The organism is Demequina silvatica, from assembly GCF_000971215.1.
GTDB lineage: Bacteria > Actinomycetota > Actinomycetes > Actinomycetales > Demequinaceae > Demequina > Demequina silvatica.
Map to the genome: position 1 here is coordinate 186,827 of NZ_BBMA01000005.1, position 19,554 is coordinate 206,380.

At 74.1% G+C, this 19,554-nt stretch carries 17 protein-coding genes; all 17 read right to left on the bottom strand.

Translation table 11 applies throughout. The features are described 5' to 3' along the window. Positions 1 to 6 precede the first annotated feature (6 nt). Positions 7 to 489: a cyclic pyranopterin monophosphate synthase MoaC gene (gene moaC, locus AOM05_RS08435; RefSeq protein ID WP_062521217.1), complete on the bottom strand. Its 483-nt coding sequence runs from the start codon at positions 487 to 489 to the stop codon at positions 7 to 9. Next, positions 486 to 1,682, bottom strand: coding sequence for a molybdopterin molybdotransferase MoeA (locus AOM05_RS08440; RefSeq protein ID WP_082097407.1), 1,197 nt, complete (start codon positions 1,680 to 1,682; stop codon positions 486 to 488). The genes moaC and AOM05_RS08440 overlap by 4 nt, the downstream gene beginning before the upstream one ends. Then, complete coding sequence (locus AOM05_RS08445) at positions 1,675 to 2,385, bottom strand: HesA/MoeB/ThiF family protein (protein ID WP_062521221.1); 711 nt, start codon at positions 2,383 to 2,385, stop codon at positions 1,675 to 1,677. The genes AOM05_RS08440 and AOM05_RS08445 overlap by 8 nt, the downstream gene beginning before the upstream one ends. Continuing rightward, positions 2,375 to 3,061, bottom strand: a complete 687-nt coding sequence (locus tag AOM05_RS08450) for a sirohydrochlorin chelatase (RefSeq protein ID WP_062521223.1) — start codon at positions 3,059 to 3,061, stop codon at positions 2,375 to 2,377. The genes AOM05_RS08445 and AOM05_RS08450 overlap by 11 nt, the downstream gene beginning before the upstream one ends. Beyond that, the gene (locus AOM05_RS08455; RefSeq protein WP_369401118.1) at positions 3,058 to 4,173 is read right to left on the bottom strand and encodes a uroporphyrinogen-III synthase; all 1,116 of its coding nucleotides are present in this window, start codon (positions 4,171 to 4,173) and stop codon (positions 3,058 to 3,060) included. The genes AOM05_RS08450 and AOM05_RS08455 overlap by 4 nt, the downstream gene beginning before the upstream one ends. A gap of 13 nt (positions 4,174 to 4,186) precedes the next feature. Continuing rightward, positions 4,187 to 5,410, bottom strand: coding sequence for a uroporphyrinogen-III C-methyltransferase (gene cobA, locus AOM05_RS08460; RefSeq protein ID WP_062521225.1), 1,224 nt, complete (start codon positions 5,408 to 5,410; stop codon positions 4,187 to 4,189). Further along, on the bottom strand, positions 5,407 to 5,790 hold the full coding sequence (nirD, locus tag AOM05_RS08465) for a nitrite reductase small subunit NirD (protein ID WP_062521227.1): 384 nt from the start codon (positions 5,788 to 5,790) through the stop codon (positions 5,407 to 5,409). Before nirD ends, cobA begins: the two co-directional genes overlap by 4 nt. Next, complete coding sequence (nirB, locus tag AOM05_RS08470; protein WP_062521229.1) at positions 5,787 to 8,357, bottom strand: nitrite reductase large subunit NirB; 2,571 nt, start codon at positions 8,355 to 8,357, stop codon at positions 5,787 to 5,789. Before nirB ends, nirD begins: the two co-directional genes overlap by 4 nt. Beyond that, the gene (locus AOM05_RS08475; RefSeq protein WP_062521231.1) at positions 8,357 to 9,832 is read right to left on the bottom strand and encodes an FAD-dependent oxidoreductase; all 1,476 of its coding nucleotides are present in this window, start codon (positions 9,830 to 9,832) and stop codon (positions 8,357 to 8,359) included. The genes nirB and AOM05_RS08475 overlap by 1 nt, the downstream gene beginning before the upstream one ends. Next, on the bottom strand, positions 9,829 to 11,979 hold the full coding sequence (locus AOM05_RS08480; protein ID WP_062521233.1) for a molybdopterin oxidoreductase family protein: 2,151 nt from the start codon (positions 11,977 to 11,979) through the stop codon (positions 9,829 to 9,831). Before AOM05_RS08480 ends, AOM05_RS08475 begins: the two co-directional genes overlap by 4 nt. Position 11,980: 1 nt before the next feature. Then, the gene (locus tag AOM05_RS08485) at positions 11,981 to 13,378 is read right to left on the bottom strand and encodes an MFS transporter (RefSeq protein ID WP_062521235.1); all 1,398 of its coding nucleotides are present in this window, start codon (positions 13,376 to 13,378) and stop codon (positions 11,981 to 11,983) included. Positions 13,379 to 13,609: 231 nt separating this feature from the next. Then, positions 13,610 to 14,914 (bottom strand): glutamate-1-semialdehyde 2,1-aminomutase, encoded by a 1,305-nt coding sequence (hemL, locus tag AOM05_RS08490; protein ID WP_062521237.1) that lies wholly within the window; start codon positions 14,912 to 14,914, stop codon positions 13,610 to 13,612. Then, a complete protein-coding gene (hemB, locus tag AOM05_RS08495) occupies positions 14,915 to 15,889 on the bottom strand; it encodes a porphobilinogen synthase (RefSeq protein WP_062521239.1) in 975 nt (324 codons plus the stop codon). Beyond that, complete coding sequence (locus AOM05_RS08500) at positions 15,886 to 16,665, bottom strand: uroporphyrinogen-III synthase (protein WP_062521240.1); 780 nt, start codon at positions 16,663 to 16,665, stop codon at positions 15,886 to 15,888. Before AOM05_RS08500 ends, hemB begins: the two co-directional genes overlap by 4 nt. Further along, on the bottom strand, positions 16,662 to 17,579 hold the full coding sequence (gene hemC / locus AOM05_RS08505; protein WP_062521242.1) for a hydroxymethylbilane synthase: 918 nt from the start codon (positions 17,577 to 17,579) through the stop codon (positions 16,662 to 16,664). Before hemC ends, AOM05_RS08500 begins: the two co-directional genes overlap by 4 nt. A 34-nt stretch (positions 17,580 to 17,613) precedes the next feature. Next, entirely contained in the window at positions 17,614 to 18,828 is a 1,215-nt protein-coding gene (locus AOM05_RS08510) for an MFS transporter (protein WP_062521244.1), read from the bottom strand. Further along, the gene (locus AOM05_RS08515; RefSeq protein WP_062521246.1) at positions 18,828 to 19,499 is read right to left on the bottom strand and encodes a metal-dependent transcriptional regulator; all 672 of its coding nucleotides are present in this window, start codon (positions 19,497 to 19,499) and stop codon (positions 18,828 to 18,830) included. The genes AOM05_RS08510 and AOM05_RS08515 overlap by 1 nt, the downstream gene beginning before the upstream one ends. Between the last annotated feature and the right edge of the window lie 55 nt (positions 19,500 to 19,554).

Sequence of the window (19,554 nt, forward strand, 5' to 3'; positions counted from 1 at the left end):
AGTCCGTCACTCGCGGTGCCAGGATCCCGACTTGCCGCCCTCCTTGGCGATCAGCCGGATGTCGCGGATGGTGGTGCCCTTGTCGAGCGCCTTGACCATGTCGACCACGTTCAGCGCCGCCACCGACACCGCCGTGAAGGCCTCCATCTCGACGCCCGTACGGTCGGCGGTGGAGACGGTGGCGGTGATGGAGACGCCCTCGTCCTCGATCTCGACCTCGACCACCGCGCCGTGCACCCCGATGACGTGCGCGAGCGGCAGCAGCTCGGGCGTCCGCTTGGCCGCCGCGATGCCCGCGATCCGGGCCAGGGCGAGCGCGTCGCCCTTGGGGACCGTGCCGTCGCGCAGAGCCGCGACCACGTGCGGCGCGCACGCGACGAACCCGGCGGCGGTCGCGGACCGGACCGTCGGCTGCTTGTGCGTGACGTCGACCATGCGGACCTGGCCGCGGGAATCGAGGTGGGTGAAAGCCTGCTGGGACTCGCTCATGCGGTGAACCTCCTGACCGCGACGATATCGCCCGCCGCGACCGCGTCGACGTCCGCTCGGACCCGGGCGAGCCCGTCTGCCGCCGCGAGCCGCGCCGCGAGGTGGGAACCCGAGCCGCCCGACGTGGCCGGACGCACCCCCTCCGCCGAGATCACCACCGGCATCACCTGCTCCCGCCCGGGCGGGCAGCGCCAGGCCTCCAGCGCGCGCATCGGCTCCCAGGGCGGCTCCGCGACGCCCCGCATCGCCCGCACCGCCGGCGCGACGAACACCTCCGTGCACACCGCGACCGCCACCGGGTTGCCCGGCAGGCAGATCACCGGCACCCCACCGACGCGCCCGAGGCCCTGGGGCTTGCCCGGCTGGATCGCCACGGTGAGGAAGGACACGCCCGCGGGAGCGAGCCCCGCCTTGACCGGGTCGTGGTCCCCCACGCTCGCGCCGCCCGTGGTGACCACCAGATCCGCGCCAGCACGCGCGGCGTCCGTCACCGCCGACAGCACCGCCGCAGGAGAGTCCCCCACCGTCCCCAGATCGACCGGCGACGCCCCCAACGCACGCAGCGCGCCCGCGAGGTAGACCGCGTTCGACTCCCAGATCTGCCCCGGCCCCAAGGACGCGCCCGGCGCCGCGAGCTCGTCGCCGGTCGCGAGGAACGCGACCCGCGGCGCCGGCATCACCACCACCGAGCCGACCCCGGCCGCCGCGATCGCCGCCAGGTGACGCGGCCGCAGCCGCACGCCCGCCGCGACCACCACCGCACCGGCGGCCGCGTCCTCGCCGCGCCGCCGGATGTGCGCCCCGAGCGCCGCCGGCGCCGAGACCACCACACCGCCGTCGACCACCGACACCCGCTCCTGCGGCACCACCGCATCGACCCCCGACGGCACCGGCGCGCCCGTCATGATCCGCACCGCCTGGCCGGAACCGACCGCGTCCGAGAACGGGTGGCCCGCCGCCGACTCCCCCGCCACCGACAGCCGCACCGGCGCCTCGTCCGAGGCGGCGTCGACATCGGACGCTCGCAGCCCGTAGCCGTCCATCGCCGAGTTGTCGAAGGGCGGCAGGTCCCCCGCCGCGACCACGTCGACGGCGAGCACCGCGTCCAGCGCATCCGCGAGGCCCACCAGCCGCGGCGACGGCGGCGTCACCGACGCGAGCACCTGCGCGAGGTGCTCGGCCGCGCTACGCACGCACACCGCCCGCGAGGGGCAGCGACCGCCACGCCCCGTCGCGCGCGTCGAGCACCTGCAGCGTCCCCGCGAGCCCCGGGCCCGCGCCCGTGAGCAGCACCACCGCCTGGGAGGCCATCGCCGCACCCACCTGCCCGCACAGCGGACCCAGCACGCCGCCCGCGTCGCACACCCCGAAGTCCGGCGCCGGCTCCTGCGGGAACACGTCGCGCAGCCGGGCGCCGCCCGCGAACACCGTCACCTGCCCGAACCAGCCCTGCACCGCACCCCACACGAGCGGGACGCCCAAGGCGACCGCCGCATCGTCCACCGTGAGCCGCGAGGGCCACGTGTCGGTGCAGTCCAGGATCAGGTCGTGACCGGACAGCAGGGACGATGCGGTGGCGTCGGTCAGCCGGGAATCCACCGGCGAGACCCGGGTCGAGGGGGCGAGCGCGCCGAGCGCCCGGGCGGCGGCGGTCACCTTCGCGACGCCCACGTCGGGCGGCCCGAACAGCACCTGGCGGTGGAGGTTCGTGACGGAGACGCGGTCCGAGTCGATCAGCGTGAGCGAGCCGACGCCCGCCGCCGCGAGGTAGAGCGCGGCCGGGCATCCCAGCCCGCCGACCCCGACGATCGCGACCCGCGCCGCACCAAGAGCCGCCTGGCCCGCGGCCCCGAAACCGGGCAACGCGCGCTGGCGGACGTAGGCGTCAGCTTCCACCCGCGTCACGGTACCGGTCGAGCACGATCTCCACGAGACGCGGGTGCGGGGCGAGCGGGGCGGTCACGTAGTCGGCCCCCGCCTCGGCGAGGCGCTTCTGGAAGAACCCCGGCGCGAGCAGGAAGGATGCGACCGCCACCTCGCCGTCCTCGCCGTTGTTGCGGGCGTCCGCGACCGCGTCGGCGACGGTGGGGTGGATGCCCGCCGCGTAGCCGACACGGACCGGGCCGTCCCACCGCGCGCGGAGCATCTCCGCGGCCGCGAGGGTGTCCGCCTCGCTGCGCGGGTCGGAGGATCCGGCCGCGGCGAGGATGAGCGTGGTCGTGGGCGGGATGTGGGCCTCGCGGATGCGGTCCATCACGATGTCGATGAGCCGCGGGTCCGGGCCGAGCGCCTTCGCCGCCGTCACGTCCGAACGCCGCTTCACCGCCTCGGCGATGTCGTGATAGACGTGATAGCCGCCCGCGAGCAGCAGCGGCACCACCACGGCGGAGGTGCCGGCGGTGGGCGCGACCTCGGCGACCACCTCCTTGCAGTAGGGGCCGTGGACGTCGACGTACGCGTCACGCACCTCGGTCCCGGCGAGCGCCGCCCGGACGTCCTCGACCACCCGCAGGATGGTCGCCTGCCCGTCCTCGTCGCGCGTGCCGTGCGCGCATGCGATCAGGGCGGTCATGCCGCGCTCACCGCGAGCGCGTAACCGCGCTTCACCACCGTACGTACCAGCATGGGTGCCCCCGAGTTCTCCCTCAGCCTGTTGATCGCCGCCTCCACCGCGTGCGGGCCCGCCTGCGCGCCCGGCAGCACCTCCGCGAGCTGCTCGCGGGTGAGGACGTTCCCCTTCGCGTGCGCGAGCGCCCGCAGGACCTCGAGGCCGGTGGGCGTGAGCGGCAGCACCCGCCCGCCCAGCACGGCGGTGGTGGCCCGCATCACCAGCGGCCCGTCGGGCGTGGGGATGCCCACCGCCGACTCGGTGAAGTCCTGCACCAGCAGCCGCACCAGCGCCCCGAGGCGCCAGCGGTCCGGGTGCTGCACGGTCAACCCGGCGGCCTCGAGCGGCGCCGCGGTGACAGGGCCGACGGCCGCGATCACCAGGTCACCGCGCGCGGCGAGCGCCCTGATGGCGTCCAGCACCTCCCGTGAGCGGGCCGTGGCCAGCCAGGACTCCGCGGCCGGCGCGGACGTGAACAGCACCGCGTCCGCCCCACCGCACGCGGCCTGGTCGATCCATTCCTCGTGCATCTCGGGCGCCAGCGGCGCGCCCCAGCCGTACACCAGCAGGCTCTGGACGGTCGCGCCCGCGGCGGTGAACGCCTCGTCGAGCCCGTCCGAGCCGTTGCCGTGATGCTGGACAGCGACGCGCAGCCCGTCCACACCCTCCGCGAGCAGGTAGTCGCGCAGCTCCGCCGCGGTCTCCGACTCGGCCACCCAGTCGGCCTCCAGACCCGCCTGCTGGATGGCGCCGCGCGCCTTGGGTCCGCGGGCGATGAACCGCGCGCCCCGCAACGCGTCCAGGAGGTCCTCGGCGAGCCCGGCGGCGTCGGCCGCCTCGATCCAGCCGCGGAAGCCGATGCCCGTGGTCGCGACCACGATGTCCGGCGGCGCCGCGATGAGCGCCCGCGTGTCCTCGATGAGGCGCGCGTCGTCGAGGTGCGGGATGGTGCTGAGCGCGGGCGCGTGCTTGACGATCGCGCCGCGGCGCTCCAAGGCGGATGCCAGCTCGCGCTTCCTGCGGTCCGCGGTGATGACCATCACGCAACCCGACAGCGGTTCTCCGACCACCGACACGCGGACCTCCCTGTCACTCTCGACGCGGCGTTGCCGCGACCTGCGAGGCCAGCAGCTCCCGCCTCGCCACGTTTCCGATGACGATAACGGCGGGAGGTTTCACCCCTGTTTCTCCCGCGATAAGAACGATGTCCGCGAGGGTGCCGTGCGTCACACGCTCGTCGGCGGTGGTCCCCGACTCGACGATCGCGACCGGGGTGTCCGGCGACGCGCCGCCCGCCAGACCCGCCGCGACGATGTCCGGCAGCGCCGCCACGCCCATGAGCACCACCACGGTGGTGCCGTGCGCCATGGCCGCCACGGAGGTCGCGTCCGCGCCCGCGTGGCCCGACGTCACCAGCACCGCGGTCGACAGCCCTCGCTGGGTCACCGGGATGCCCGCGCGCGCCGGTACCGACAGCGCCGACGTCACGCCCGGCACCACCTCGACCGACACGCCGGCCTCGAGGCACGCGTGCACCTCCTCGCCGCCGCGGCCGAGCACGAACGGGTCGCCGCCCTTGAGGCGCACCACCGTCCGACCCTCCAGCGCGTGCGACACGAGGATCCGGTTGATCTCGTCCTGCGGCACCGGGTGGCGGTCGGGCGACTTGCCCACGTTGATGACCTCGACGTCGTAGGGCACCGTCACCAGCAGCTCGGTGGTGCCCAGGCGGTCCGTCACCACCACGTCCGCCTCCGCGAGCGCCTGCCGCCCCCGCACCGTGATGAGGCCCGGGTCGCCCGGTCCGGCACCGACGAGGATCACGCGGCCCGCGCCCGCGCGTCGGCGGCGCAGGTCCGCGCCGCCCGCGTCGAGGTGCGCCGCGATCGCGTCGCGCACCGCGCGGATGCGCTTGGGGTCCGGGCGGTCCGTGGAGACCACGCCCACCGCGAGCTCGCCGTGCCGCGAGACGGCCGCCTGCCGTGCGGTCCCGCGCGACGCGTCCGACGCGTCGATGCAGAACACCCGACGCTCCTCCGCCCACCCGGCCACCGCATCGTTCACCGCGGGGTCGGACGTGGCCGCCAGGACGAACCATGCGTCGTCGAGGTCGGCGGGCGACACCGCCCGCGCCTCCCACGTGAGGTCGCCGTGCTGCGCGAGCCGCACGATGTCGTCGGACGCCTCCGGCGCCACCACGGCCACCCGCGCGCCCTCCGCGAGGAACCGCTTCACCCTCCGCGACGCGACGTTGCCCGCGCCGGCGACGAGCACGCGCCGTCCCTTGAGGTCGATTCCGAAGAGCGCCGTCACTCGCTGCCTGCCAGGTCGATGATCACCTGGCCATTGTCGAGGGTGACGGGGTACACGACCAAGTCCGGCGCGTGGCCGGCCTTCGGCGACTTGTCCATGGTCACCAGGCACGTCCCGTCGAGCAGCGAGAACACCTGCTTGTAGATGGGCGACGCGATGGTCGGGACGTCGCCGCGCGAGCCCGTGATGCCGCGCGACATCACCGAGGCGCCCGAGAACGGATCGAGGTTCTGCACCGCGTGGACGCTGCCGTCCGCGAGCCGGAAGATCGCGACCTGCTCGCCGCCCACCAGCGCGGCGACGCCGAGCTCCGGGGTGAGGCGGTCGTAGTCGCACACCACGGTGGCGGTGGACGATGCGGTGGCGGGGACGGCGGTCATGACCGGACCTCCAGGGTCGAGGGGGCGATGAGGACCGCGCCTCCGGCGCGCTCCTCGGGTGTGGCGGGGCGGCGCTGGCCGCGCTGCTCCACGTAGGCGAGGGTGGGGTCCGCCTGGTCGGGCGCGTTGACGAAGCTGGTGAACTGCTTCAGGCGCTCGGGGTCGTTGAGCACGGCCTTCCACTCGTCCTCGTAGGAGTCGATGTGGCGGGCCATGTGGGCGTCGAGCTCCTCGCCCAGGCCCAGCGAGTCCTCGACCACGATCTCGCGGATGCGGTCGAGCCCGCCCTCGTGCTCCTGCTGCCACGGTGCGGTGCGCTGCAGGCGGTCCGCGGTGCGGATGTAGTACATGAGGTAGCGGTCGATGACACGGAACACCTCGTCGTCGGGGACGTCCTCGACCAGCAGCTGCGCATGGACCGGCGTGAAGCCGCCGTTGCCGCCCACGTACACGTTCCAGCCCTTGTCCGTGGCGATGACGCCCACGTCCTTGCCGCGTGCCTCCGCGCACTCGCGCGCGCAGCCCGAGACGCCCAGCTTGAGCTTGTGGGGGCTGCGCAGGCCGCGGTAGCGCAGCTCAAGCGCGATCGCCATGCCCACCGAGTCCTGGACGCCGTAGCGGCACCACGTGGATCCGACGCAGGACTTCACGGTGCGCAGCGACTTGCCGTACGCGTGACCGGACTCCATGCCGGCGTCCACGAGCCGCTTCCAGATCGACGGCAGCTGCTCGAGGCGGGCGCCGAACAGGTCGATCCGCTGGCCGCCCGTGATCTTGGTGTAGAGGCCGTAGTCCTGCGCGATCTGGCCGATGAGGATGAGGTGCTCGGGCAGGATCTCGCCGCCCGGCACGCGCGGCACCACCGAGTAGGTGCCGTCCTTCTGCATGTTCGCCATGACGCGGTCGTTGGTGTCCTGCAGGGCCGCGCGGTCCCCGCCGAGGACGTGCGCGTTGTACAAGCTCGCGAGGATCGACCCGACGGTGGGCTTGCAGATGTCGCAGCCGCGTCCGGTGCCGAAGCGCTCGATGACCTCGCTGAACGTGGTGACCTCGGCGACCTTGATCGCGTTGAACAGCTGAGCGCGGGAGAGCTCGAAGTGCTCGCACAGCGCGTTCGACACCTCGATGCCGGACTTCTCCAGCTCCGTGCCCATGATCTTCTTCACCAGCGGCAGGCAGGACCCGCAGGACGTGCCGGCCTTGGTGCACGCCTTGACCGCGCCCAGGTCGTGGCAGCCCTCGTGGTTGACGGCGTCGCGGATCGCGCCGGCGGAGACGTTGTTGCACGAGCACACGCCGGCCGAGTCGGGCAGCTCGATCTCGCCCTTCTCCACCGAGCCCTCGGGCAGGATCCACGCGGCCGGGTCGCCCGGCAGCGCGGCGCCCACCATGGGGCGCAGCGACGCGTAGGCGCTCGCGTCCCCGACCAGGACGCCGCCGAGCAGCGTGGTCGCGTCGTCGGTGAGCACCAGCTTCTTGTAGACGCCGTTGACCGGGTCCGCGTAGACCATCTCGAGCGCGCCCGGCGTGGTGGCGAACGCGTCTCCGAAGGACGCGACGTCCACGCCGAGCAGCTTGAGCTTGGTGGCCATGTCCGCGCCGGGGAACGTCGAGGACCCTCCCAGCAGCCGGTCCACCGCGATCTCCGCCATGGTGTTGCCCGGCGCGATGAGGCCCAGGCACGCGCCCTGGATGCAGGCGACCTCGCCGATCGCGCTGACCGCCGGGTCCGCGGTGAGGCACGCGTCGTCGACCACCACGCCGCCGCGGGCGCCGATCTCGAGTCCGGCCTTCGCGCCCAGCTCGTCGCGCGGGCGGACGCCGGTGGCGAACACCACCACGTCGACCAGCTGCTCGCCGCCGTCCGCGAACAGCAGGCTGCCCACGTGACCGTCCTTGCCCGCGCGGATCTCCTGCGTCGCGGTGCTGCACCGCACCGTCACCCCGAGGGCCTCGATCAGGCGCTTGAGCGCCTCGCCGCCGCCCTCGTCGACCTGGAGGTTCATGAGGCGGTCCGCGAACTGGATGACCGTGCTGATGGCGCCCAGCGACTGGAGGGCGCCGGCCGCCTCGAGGCCCAGCAGGCCGCCTCCGATGACGGCGCCGCGCACGGGACGGCCGAGCGCCGCACGCCGCTCCTCGACCCAGCCGCGCAGCGCCGCGACGTCGTCGACCGTGCGGTACATGAACACGCCGGGCAGGTCCGCGCCCGGCGTGGGCGGCGCCCACGCGTAGGACCCGGTCGCGAGGACCAGGTGGTCGTAGGCGACCTCCCGGCCGCCGTCCACGGTGACGATGCGCCGGTCGCGGTCCACTCCCGTCGCCCGCGTGTCGCGGTGCAGGGTGACCAGCGGGTCGTGCCACAGGGCCGGGTCGCCCAGCTGGAGCTCCTCGGGGCTCTTGAGCTGGAAGTAGCTGGTGAGGGCGACGCGGTCGTAGGGCGCGCGCGGCTCCTCCGCGAGGACCTCGACGCTGTAGCGCCCCTCGGTGTCGCGGGCGCGCAGCGCCTCGGTGAACCGGTGGGCGACCATCCCGCCGCCCACGACGACGATGTGCTCGGTGGTCATCATGCCTCCCCTGTGCCCGCGAGCGCGGGAACCTTGCTGTCGCTCGCGGCGGTCGCGAGCATCTCCTTCACCAACGACCTGCAGTCGCCGCATCCCGTGCACGCCCGGGTGGCGCGCGAGACGTCCTCCACGGAGGCGCAGCCGTCCGCGATGGCGCCCGCGATGCGGCCCTTGGACACGGTGTTGCACTGGCAGACCGTGTCCTCGTCCGCCATGTCCTTGGCCGACCGGACGGCCGGCGCCGCGCCCGCGATGGGCTGGACGATGAGATGGGCCGGGTCCGTCGGGACCGGCAGCCCACGCGTGTAGAGGGCCTGCAGCTCCGTCGCGGTGACCTTGTCGCCCACCACGGTCGCGCCCACCAGGCGGCCCTCGTGCACCACGACCTCGACGAACCGGCCCACGGCGGGGTCCGAGATCCGCACGGCGCGCAGCAGGCGGTCGCCGTGCTCGAACTTGCCCGACAGGCCCATGGTGACCACCTCGAGGCCGGACGCCTTGACCCGGACCACGTTGGTACGGTCGGCGACCGCCGCATCGTCCCGCGTCGCGGCACCCGCGCCCGCCCACGCGTCCACGAGGCGTCGCGCCTGGTCCCAGCCCTGCGCGACCAGCCCGGTGCCGCCCTCGGGCGGCTGGGCGCAGTCGCCGATCGCGAAGACCGCGGGGTCCGCGGGGGACGCGAGGTCCTCCCCCACCACGATGCCGCGCTCGCACGGGAGGCCCGCGCGGCGCGCGAGGGCGGTCTCGGGGATGGTGCCGGCGCACATCACGAGGAGGTCGGTGAGGATCTCGGCGCCGTTGGCGAGCTCGACGGCGGCGACGCGGCCGCGGCGCTCGATCACCCGGACCACGGAGGACTGGGTCACCACGGTCATGCCCAAACGCCCGAGCGAGTCGACCGCGACCTGCGACGCCGAGGATCCGAGCTGGCGCTCCATGAGGCGGTCGGCGTGGTGGACCAGCGTGACCGCGAGGCCGCGCGCCGCGAGGCCGGTCGCGACCTCGAGGCCCAGGACGCCCGCGCCCAGCACCACCGCGCGGCGCGCCTTGGGCAGGGCCGCGAGGATGCCGCGCGCGTCGGCGAGGTCCTTGAGGACGCTCACGCCGGGCACCAGGCCGTCGGGGTCGGCGACGTGCTGGATCTGCGGGATGCGCGCGGCGGAGCCGGTGGCCAGCACCAGGCGGTCGTACCGGTGGACCGCACCGTCCGAGGCCGTCACGAGCCGGCGCGAACGGTCGATCTCCACGGCGGAGACGCCCTGGCGGACGTCGACGGCGTCGGTGTCGGGGGCGAGCAGCGCGATGCCGTCCGCGTCCTGCTTGCCCGCGACCACGCTCGACAGGAGCACGCGGTTGTACGGCGCGGTGTCCTCGCGGCCCAGCACGGTGACGTGCGCGCCCGGGACGCGGGCGGCGGCGTCCTGCGCGAAGCGCGAGCCCACCATGCCGTGGCCGATCACGACGATCCTCATCGCAGTGCTCCTTCCATCGCGGCCTCGTCGAGCCGGGCGGCGCGGATCTCGACCGCGGTGACCTTGAACTCGGGCATCGACGACGTCGGGTCGGTGGCGTCGTTGGTGAGGCGGTTCGCGCTGCCCGCGCCCGCCCAGTGGAACGGCATGAAGACCGTGTCGGGGCGGATGTCCGCGGTGAGGCGGACCGGCGCCATCGCCTCGCCGCGGGCGCTGGTGAGGAGCGCGACATCGCCGGCCGCGAGGCCCAGCCGCTCCGCGAGCAGCGGGTGCATCTCCACGAAAGCCTCGGGCTGCGCCTGCGCGAGCTCCTCGACGCGGCGGGTCTGCGCACCGGACTGGTAGTGCTGCAGCACCCGTCCGGTCACGAGGTAGGTGGTCGCGCCGGGCCGGACGTCGTCGGCCGGGCCGCGGTGCGCGACGGCGATCATGCGGGCGCGCCCGCTCGGGGTGGGGAAGCCCTCGAGGAAGGGGCGGGGGGTGCCGGGGTGCGGCGCCTCGCCAGGGGCCGCCGCGGGGACCGGCCAGAACAGCTCCTCGCCCGCGTCGAGGCGGGCGTACGTGACGCCGCTGTAGTCGGCCTTGCCGCCGGCGGACGCGCGGGCGAGCTCGTCGAACATCACCTCGGGGTCCTCGCTGAACAGTGCGGAGCAGCCAAGGCGGGCCGCGAGCTCGCGCAGGATCCACAGCTCGGAGCGGGCCTCGCCGGGGGCCTCGACGGCGGCCCGGCGGCGCAGGATCCGCCCCTCGAGGTTGGTCATGGTGCCCTCCTCCTCCGCCCACTGGGTGACGGGGAGGATCACGTCCGCGAGCAGGGCCGTCTCCGAGGGGACGATGTCGCACACCACCAGCAGGTCGAGCGCGCGCAGGCGCTCCTCGACGCGCGTGGCGTTCGGGGCGCTCACCACCACGTTCGAGCCGTGGACCAGCAGCGCGCGGGGCCCTCCCTCGGTGCCGAGCGACCGGAGCAGCTGCACCGCGGGGACGCCCGGGCCGGGGATCGCGTCGGGGTCGACGCCCCACACGCCCGCCACGTGCGCGCGTGCCGCGGGGTCCGTGATCATCCGGTAGCCCGGCAGCTGGTCCGACTTCTGGCCGTGCTCGCGGCCGCCCTGACCGTTGCCTTGGCCGGTGACGGGGCCGAAGCCCGAGCCCACGCGCCCGATCAGCCCGAGCGCGAGCGCGAGGTTGATCGCGGCGCTCACGCAGTCGGTGCCCTGCGCCATCTGCTCGATGCCGCGTCCCGTCAGGATGTACGCCCCCCGGCCGCCGCGCGAGGGGGATGCGGCGGCCAGGAGGCGTGCGACCTCGCGGAGCGTGTCCGCGGGGATCCCGGTGACGGACTCTGCGCGCTCGGGCCACCACTGGGCGACCGAGCGACGGACCTCGTCGAGGCCCTCCACCCGGGAGTCGAGGTAGGCCGCGTCGTGCAGGCCCTCGGCGAGCATGATGTGGAGCAGCGCGAGCAGCACCACCATGTCGGAGCCGGGCACGGGCGCGAGGTGGACCCCCGCGCCGTCCCTGGCGAGCTTCGCGGTGACGGTCTCGCGGGGGTCCACCACCACCAGCCCGCCACGCGACCGCACCCCTGCCAGGTGCTGCACGAACGGCGGCATGGTGACGCCCATGTTGGAGCCGAGGATCAGCACCGCGTCCGCGCCGCCGAGGTCCGAGAGCGGGAACGCGAGGCCGCGGTCCATGCCGAGCGAGCGGTTCGACGCCGCCGCGGCCGACGACATGCAGAACCGGCCGTTGTAGTCGATGAGCCGGGTGTGGAGCGCGAGCCTGGCGAACTTGCCCAGGGCGTACGCCTTCTCGTTGGTGAGGCCGCCGCCGCCGAACACGGCCACCGCATCGTCCCCGGACTCGGCCTGCAATCCCGCGACCCGGGATGCCACCAGGTCGAGCGCCTCGTCCCACCCCGCCTCGCGGAAGCCGCCGTCCGCGGTGCGCAGCAGCGGCACCGTGAGACGGTCGGCGGCGCGAAGCACCTCCGGGGAGGTCCAGCCCTTCTGGCACAGCCCCCCGCGGTTGGTGGGGAACTCGCGCCCCTCGACCGTCACCGGGATGCGTCCGGCGGCCGGGGTGAGGCTCTGCGCGCACTGCAGCGCGCAGTAGGGGCAGTGGGTGGGGACGGCGGCGGTCATGTCAGACGTTCCGCATCTGGGCGCCCTTGCGCAGGTAGAACACCCACGTGATGACGGCCATCGCGAGGAACACCACCACGTAGATCTGGAGGGCGGGGACGATGGTGCCCGTCTGCTCCTTCGCGATCTTGTAGATGAACGGGATCGCGAAGCCGCCGAAGGCGCCGACAGCGGAGATGATGCCCACCGCGCCGGCGGCCTGACGCTTGAAGTCGAGCCGGCTCTCGTCGGTGTCCTCGCCCTTGGCCTTCTGGATGCGGCCGAAGATCGACGGGATCATGCGGTACGTCGAGCCGTTGCCGATCCCGGTGGCGGCGAACAGCACCATGAAGCTCACGAAGAACAGCCCGAGCGACTCCTGCTGCACGCCCACCACCGCGGTGACGCCCGCGATCGCCATCACCACGAACGCGCCGATGGTGATGACCGCGCCGCCGATGCGGTCCGCGAGCTTGCCGCCGTACGGGCGGGACAGCGAGCCGATCAGCGCACCCAGGAAGCCCCAGGTGAGCGCGATGTCGGCCCTCTCGAACACCACCGTGAGGAGCGTGGGGAACGCCGCCGAGTAGCCGATGAAGGATCCGAACGTGCCGATGTAGAGGAACGCCATGAGCCACGTGTGGCCGTGGCGCAGCGAGTCGGCGGTGGGCTTCGGGTCCGCCTTCGCCTCGCGCAGGTTGTCCATGAACAGGAAGGCGAGGATCGCGGCGGCCACCGCGAGCGGCACGTAGACGAGGCCCGCGGCGGACAGCCCGAGCGCCCCGATGCCGATCACGATGGGCACCAGCTTCTGCGCGACCGCGACGCCGATGTTGCCGCCCGCCGCATTGAGGCCGAGCGCCCAGCCCTTCTCCTTGTCCGGGTAGAAGAACGTGATGTTCGACATCGAGGACGCGAAGTTGCCGCCTCCGAAGCCGGCGGTCGCGGCGATGGCGACGAGCACGCCGAACGGGGTGCTGGGGTCCTGCACCGCCCACGCGAGCCCGAGCGTCGGGATCAGCAGCAGCAGCGCGGAGATGACGGTCCAGTTGCGGCCGCCGAAGATCGGCACCGCGAAGGTGTAGGGGACGCGCAGGAAGGCGCCCACACCGGACGCGACCGCGAGGAGCGTGAAGCCCTGGCTCGCGGTGAGCGCCCAGCCGTTCGCGCCGGCGGCGACCAGGGCGCCGGACTCGTCGAACGTGCCGTACATGCGGACCACCACGATCGACCACAGCAGCCACACGGAGAACCCGATGTGCTCGGCGATGATCGAGAAGACCAGGTTGCGGAACGCGATGGACTTGCCGCGCGCCTCCCAGAACAGCTCGTTCTCGGGCTCCCAGCGCTCGATCCATCGGCCCTTGCCGATGATGCCAGGCTCGACTGCCTCGACGGCGGTCTTGTCGGAAACGGTCATGGCCCCTCCCTGGGGACTGACGTCCGCCCGGGGCGGGGTCCCCGGAGGCTTCGGACAAGCCCGACAGTAGGGAGCGCAGGTTTCGCCCGTGGTCACCGCGTGTGAAACGTGCGAGAACTCTTCCTCACCCGGCACCGGGTGCCGTTGTGAGGACGCTCACCCCTCCCCCACGCCGCGGTGAGGAAGGTTGTCTACCAGGGACGATGCGGCGGTCGCCGCCGCACCGACGTGTCAGCGGGTCTCGGTGGAGGCCCAGTGGTCGACCGTCGACACGATGTGCCGGACGTCGTTCACGGAGTGCGCGGCGGACACGAACCACGCCTCGTAGGCACTCGGCGGCAGGGCGACGCCCTCGCGGCGGACCGCGTGGAACAGGCGGGCGAAGGCCGCGGTGTCCTGGCGCGACACGTCCTCGAAGGTGACCGGAGCCTCGTCCAATCCCAGGAAGAACGAGAACAGCGTGCCGGCGCGGCCCACCGCGTGCGTGATGCCGTGCGCGGCGAGCGCGCCCGAGACCCCGTCCACCAGGGACTGGGCGGTGGCGGCGACGCGCGCGTGCGCGTCCTCGGTGAGCAGGCGCATGGTGGCGAGGCCCGCGGCGACCGCGACGGGGTTCCCCGACAGCGTGCCCGCCTGGTAGACCGGGCCGAGCGGCGCGAGCCGCTCCATGAGGTCGCGACGGCCGCCCAGCGCGGCGACGGGCAGGCCGCCTCCGATGACCTTGCCGAAGGTCACGAGGTCGGGGGTCCACGGGTCGAGGCCCGCAGCGAGGTCGTGGTCGCGCTCGACGCCCCAGTAGCCGGCGGGGCCGGCGCGGAAGCCCGTGAGGACCTCGTCGAGGATCATCACGGCGCCCTCGTTGCGACACAGGCTCGAGATCAGGCGGTTGAAGCCCTCCGGCGGGCGGATCACGCCCATGTTGGCGGGGGCCGCCTCGACGATCACGCCGGCGATCTCCGCGCCGCGCTCCGCGAACGCGTCGGTGAGCGCGGCCTCGTCGCCATAGGGCAGCACCAGGGTGTCGCGCGCGGCGCCCTCGGTGACGCCGGCCGAGTCGGGCACGCCCGCGGTCGCGAGGCCGGAGCCCGCCGCGACCAGCAGCGCGTCCGAGTGGCCGTGGTAGCAGCCGGCGAACTTGACGATCACGTCGCGGCCCGTGGCGGCACGCGCGAGGCGGATCGCGGTCATGGTCGCCTCGGTGCCGGTGGAGACCAGGCGCACGCGCTCGGCGGGCGCGTAGCGGTCGCGGATGATCTCCGCGAGCTCGACCTCCGCCTCGGTGGTGGCGCCGAAGCTCAGGCCCTTCGCGGCGGCGGCCTGGACGGCGGCGACCACCTCGGGCTTCGCGTGCCCCAGGATCGCGGGACCCCAGGAGGCGACCAGGTCGATCATCTCGCGGCCGTCGGCGTCGACGATCCGGGAGCCGGCGGCCGAGGCGATCGGCACGGGCTCTCCCCCGACGCCGTTCCACGCGCGCACGGGCGAGTTGACGCCGCCGGGCAGGATCGCGCGGGCGCGCTCCGAGTACGAGGACACTTAGATCTCCTTGAGCCAGGCGGCGAGCTCGAGCGCCGCGTAGGTGACGACGATGTCGGCGCCGGCCCGGCGCATCGACGTGAGGGCCTCGAGGTGCGAGGCGCGGCGGTCCAGCCAGCCGTTCGCGGCGGCCGCCTCGATCTGGGCGTACTCGCCCGACACGTGATAGGCCGCGACGGGCACGCGCGACTGCGCGGCGACCTCGGCGACCACGTCGAGGTACGGCAGCGCGGGCTTCACCATGACCATGTCCGCGCCCTCGAGCTCGTCGAGCTCGGCCTCGTGCAGGCCCTGGCGGCCGTTCGCGGGGTCGATCTGGTAGGTGCGGCGGTCGCCCTGGAGCTGGCTGTCGACGGCCTCGCGGAACGGCCCGTAGAAGGCGGACGCGTACTTGGCGGCGTACGCGAGGATCGCGACGTCGGTGAGGCCCTCCGCCTCGAGCGCCTCGCGCACCGCGGCGACCTGGTGGTCCATCATCCCGCTGAGCCCCAGCACGTGGGCGCCCGCGCGGGCCTGCGCGAGGCCCATCGCGGCGTAGACCTCGAGGGTCGCGTCGTTGTCGACGCGGCCGTCGGAGGACAGCACACCGCAGTGGCCGTGGTCGGTGAACTCGTCGAGGCAGAGGTCCGCCATGATCACCAGGCGGTCGCCCGCCGCCTCGGCAGCCGCCGCGATGGCGCGGTTGAGGATGCCCTCGGGGTCGACCGCGCCGGAGCCGACGGCGTCGCGCACCGACGGGATCGCGAACAGCATGAGCCCGCCGATCCCCGCCTCGACGGCGGCCTCGACCAGCGCCGGCACCGCGCTCAGCGGGTGCTGCGAGACGCCCGGCAGCGAGGAGATGGGGCGCTCCGCGGTGAGGTCCTCGTGGATGAACACGGGCAGCACCAGCTCGGAGGCGTGCGGGCGCACCTCGCGCACCAGGCGGCGCATCGCGGGCGTGGCGCGCAGGCGGCGCGGACGGTACGAGGTCATGAGGGGTCTCCCTGGACGGGGGTGTCGAGCGCCGCGTCGAGCGCGGCCCGGATCCCAGCGTAGGTCGGCGTGGTGGCGACGGCGTCCACGGCGAGGCCCGCGGCACGGGCGCCCGCCTCCGTGGTGCGGCCGATGGCGACGATGCGCGTGCCGGGGGCGACCGTCGGGCAGGCGGCGGCGAAGCGCTCGGCGACCGAGCCGGACGTCAGCAGCACCGCGTCCAGGCGACCGTCCGCGACCGCGGCGACCGTCGCATCGTCCATCCCCGGTCCGTCGACCGTCCTGTACGCCTCGACGCCGTCGACCCGCCAGCCCTTGCGCTCGAGCCCGCGGGCGAGCACCGGCGAGGCGAGGTTGCCGAGCGGCGCGAGCACGCGGCCGGCGCCGTCGGGGAAGTCCGCGACGATCCCGCGCGCGTCCGCGCGCGACTCCGGCACCAGGTCCACCGCGAGGCCCACCTCGGCGCACACCGCGCGCGTCGCCTCGCCCACCGTCGCGACGCGCGCGGCGGGCTGCGGCTCGGCGAGCGTGCGGCCATGAGCGCGGGCGATGCGGTCCATCGCGAGCACCGCGTTGCGGCTGGTGACGGCCATCCAGCCGTAGGCGCCGTCGAGCCACGCGAGCGTGGCGGACTCGAGCGCGGCCGGGTCCACGGGCGGCGCGATCGCGATGAACGCGACGGCGGTGATGTCCGCGCCCTCCGCGACCAGCTGCTCGGCGAAGGCGGTGCGCTCCGCGGTCACGGGCACCAGCAGGCGACGGCCCGCGAGGCTCATGCGCGGCCCATGAGGCGCTCCGCGCCCCGGCCCAGGAGGGAGAAGCCGCTCGAGCGGCCGATCGCGGCGGCCTCCGCGATGACGCCGGAGTTGCGCTCGTTGAGGGCGAGCGTGCCGTCGGTCGAGATCACGCGCGTGTGCAGGGTGAGGCGGCCGCGGGCCACCGTCGCGTGCGCGGCCACCGGAGCGGCGCAGCCCGCGTCGAGCACGCGCAGCGCCTCGCGCTCGGCGGTGACGCACGCCCGGGTCTCGGGATGGTCGAGGCGGGCCAACAGGTCGCGCAGCTCCGCAGGCGCATCCTCGCGGATCTCGATCGCGAGGGCGCCCTGGCCGGGGGCGGGCAGCATGGCGGCGACGTCGAGCGGCTGCGTCGCGTCCTCGGAGCGGCCCAGGCGGTTGAGCCCCGCCGCCGCGAGCAGCACGCCGTCGAGATCCTGGCCTATGTGGCCCAGCCGCGTGTCCACGTTGCCGCGCAGCGGCCGGACGTCGAGGTCGGGCCGCATCGCGAGCAGCTGCGAGCCGCGACGCGGCGAGCCGGTGCCGATGCGCGCGCCGGCGGGCAGGTCTTCGAGGACGCGACCATCGGTGCACAGCACGTCGCGCGGGTCCTCGCGCTCGGGGATCGCGACCACGTCGAGGCCCGGGTACGGCTGCGTGGGGACGTCCTTGAGGGAGTGGACGATGAAGTCGCACTCGTCCGCGAGCAGCGCCTCGCGCAGCGCCGTGACAAACACGCCGGTCTGCGACAGCCCCACCAGCGAGCCGCGGTCGACGTCGCCCTTGGTGGTGACCTTGACGAGCTCCACGGCGGCCTCGACGCCCGCCTCCGCCGCCGCGGCGACCACGGCGTCCGCGAACTGCCCCGCTTGCGCCGTCGCGAGCGCGGATCCACGGGTGCCGAGGCGAAGATTCATGCGGTCAAGGGTAGTCGTCGGAGCCTGGGACCGATCACCGGCGGTAGCCCGGCCCCAGGAACACGAGCACGATCGCGACCAGCGCGAGTCCCAGCGCCACCCACGCGGGCGCGACGTACCCGAGCCCGGCGCCGATCACGATGGCCCCGAGCCCCGTGCCCACCACCGTCGCGGCGTTGAGCGCCGAATGCGACAGCGCCGCGCCGAGCGACGGCGACGTGTGCGTCGCGTCCATGAGGTGCGCCTGCGCGGCCTGCGAGAAGGTCTGGATGAACACGCCGAGCAGCACCAGCGCGACCACCACGGGCCAGCCCATCCCGCCCACCAGGCCCAGGAGCAGCAGCGTCGCGGCCACCCCGATGATGCCCACGCGCGAGGTGAGCAGCACCGAGCGGTCGGTGAGGCGCCCGCCCACGTACGCACCGGCCGTCATGCCGAGGCCGAACAGCGCGAGGACCACGGTGACGGTGGTGGGTGCGAAGCCGTTGGTGTCCTCGAGCAGCGGCACCATGTACGACTGCACGGCGCCCAGCCCCGCGAAGCCGACCGTGACCGTGAGGATCGCGGTCCACAGCACCCTGCCCCGCAGCGCCGCGAGCTCCGTGCGGAAGCCCGCGCCGCGCGTGCCGGGCACCGAGGGCACGAACGCCCACATGAGAGCGAAGCCCGCGAGCCCCACCGCGGCGACCACCCAGTACGCGACCCGCCAGTCCGCCTGGATGGAGATCCACTGCATGAAGGGCACGCCCACGACGATCGCCGCGGTCAGCCCGTACATGATGGTCGCGATGACCTGGCCGCGGCGCTCGGCTCCGAGCGCGAGCACGCCCACGTACGCGGCGCTGCCGAGCAGCGCGCCGTGGGGAAGGCCTGCGAGCAGGCGCGCCGCGAACAGCGTCTCGACCGTGGGGGCGAGCGCGGTGAGCGCGGACGTCGCCACGAACACCGCGGACATCGTCAGCAGCAGCCGGCGCCGGTTCCACGCCGCGAGGCCCACCATGATGAGCGGCGCCCCGATCACCACGCCGAGCGCGTACGCGACGATGGTCCAGCCGATCATGTCCACCGAGGCGCCCAGGTCGCTCACCTGGTCCTGGATCACGCCGGAGGCGCCGCCTTGCGACAGGCTGATCCCGAAGCCCGCGACCACGAAGCCTGCGAGCACCAGCGCGGGATGCGGGGCGTGGGCGGTGCGCGGCAGCAGCCAGCGCGGGGTTCCGGCTTCGGAGGTCGGAGGCAGAGCGGTCATCAGGGGCCTTGCGTGACGAGCCACACCGCGGACGCGGTGGCGGGCGGGACGACGATGTCGGCCGCCTCATCGGTCTCCACGCGGATACCGCCGGACGGATCGGGGCCTAGCACCCGGATCGAGGCGTCCACGGTCAATCCTAGGGCCGCGAGGTCCCGCAGCACCGCCGGGTCGGAGTCCGACAGCCGCGCAACCGTCCAGCGTCCCGCCGCGGCCTCGGCGAGGTTGGTGCCGTCGAGGGTGACGATGCGCCCGGCGGCCGTGGGGATCGGGTCGCCGTGCGGGTCCCGGGTCGGGTGGTCCAGGAGGGCGTCGATCGCGTCGATCATGCGCGGCGAGCAGGCGTGCTCGAGGACCTCGGCCTCGTCGTGGACCTCGTCCCACCCGTAACCCAGGTGGGTGACCAGGAACGTCTCGATGAGCCGGTGGCGGCGCACCATGTCGAGGGCGCGCCGCTCGCCCTCCGCGGTGAGCGTGATCGCGCCGTAGGGACGGTGGTCGAGCAGCCCGGCGGCCACGAGCTTGCGGACGTTCTCGGAGACGGTGGGCGCGGAGACGCCCAGGCGCTCGGCTAGGCGCTTGGTGGTGATGGGGGCGTCGGACCATTCGGTCGCGCCCCACACGATCTTCACGTAGTCCTGCGCGGTCGCGGTGAGCTGCGCCTCGGTCATCGATCCCTCCCCCCGCGCGCGATCGCGCGGCCGTCTCCCCTGCGACACACGGTAG

Coding starts and splice junctions, on each gene's coding strand:
- moaC (WP_062521217.1), bottom strand. CDS start 489: ATGAGCGAGTCCCAGCAGGCTTTCACCCACCTCGATTCCCGCGGCCAG.
- AOM05_RS08450 (WP_062521223.1), bottom strand. CDS start 3,061: ATGACCGCCCTGATCGCATGCGCGCACGGCACGCGCGACGAGGACGGG.
- nirD (WP_062521227.1), bottom strand. CDS start 5,790: ATGACCGCCGTCCCCGCCACCGCATCGTCCACCGCCACCGTGGTGTGC.
- nirB (WP_062521229.1), bottom strand. CDS start 8,357: ATGACCACCGAGCACATCGTCGTCGTGGGCGGCGGGATGGTCGCCCAC.
- AOM05_RS08475 (WP_062521231.1), bottom strand. CDS start 9,832: ATGAGGATCGTCGTGATCGGCCACGGCATGGTGGGCTCGCGCTTCGCG.
- AOM05_RS08480 (WP_062521233.1), bottom strand. CDS start 11,979: ATGACCGCCGCCGTCCCCACCCACTGCCCCTACTGCGCGCTGCAGTGC.
- AOM05_RS08485 (WP_062521235.1), bottom strand. CDS start 13,378: ATGACCGTTTCCGACAAGACCGCCGTCGAGGCAGTCGAGCCTGGCATC.
- hemB (WP_062521239.1), bottom strand. CDS start 15,889: ATGACCTCGTACCGTCCGCGCCGCCTGCGCGCCACGCCCGCGATGCGC.
- AOM05_RS08500 (WP_062521240.1), bottom strand. CDS start 16,665: ATGAGCCTCGCGGGCCGTCGCCTGCTGGTGCCCGTGACCGCGGAGCGC.
- hemC (WP_062521242.1), bottom strand. CDS start 17,579: ATGAATCTTCGCCTCGGCACCCGTGGATCCGCGCTCGCGACGGCGCAA.
- AOM05_RS08510 (WP_062521244.1), bottom strand. CDS start 18,828: ATGACCGCTCTGCCTCCGACCTCCGAAGCCGGAACCCCGCGCTGGCTG.
- AOM05_RS08515 (WP_062521246.1), bottom strand. CDS start 19,499: ATGACCGAGGCGCAGCTCACCGCGACCGCGCAGGACTACGTGAAGATC.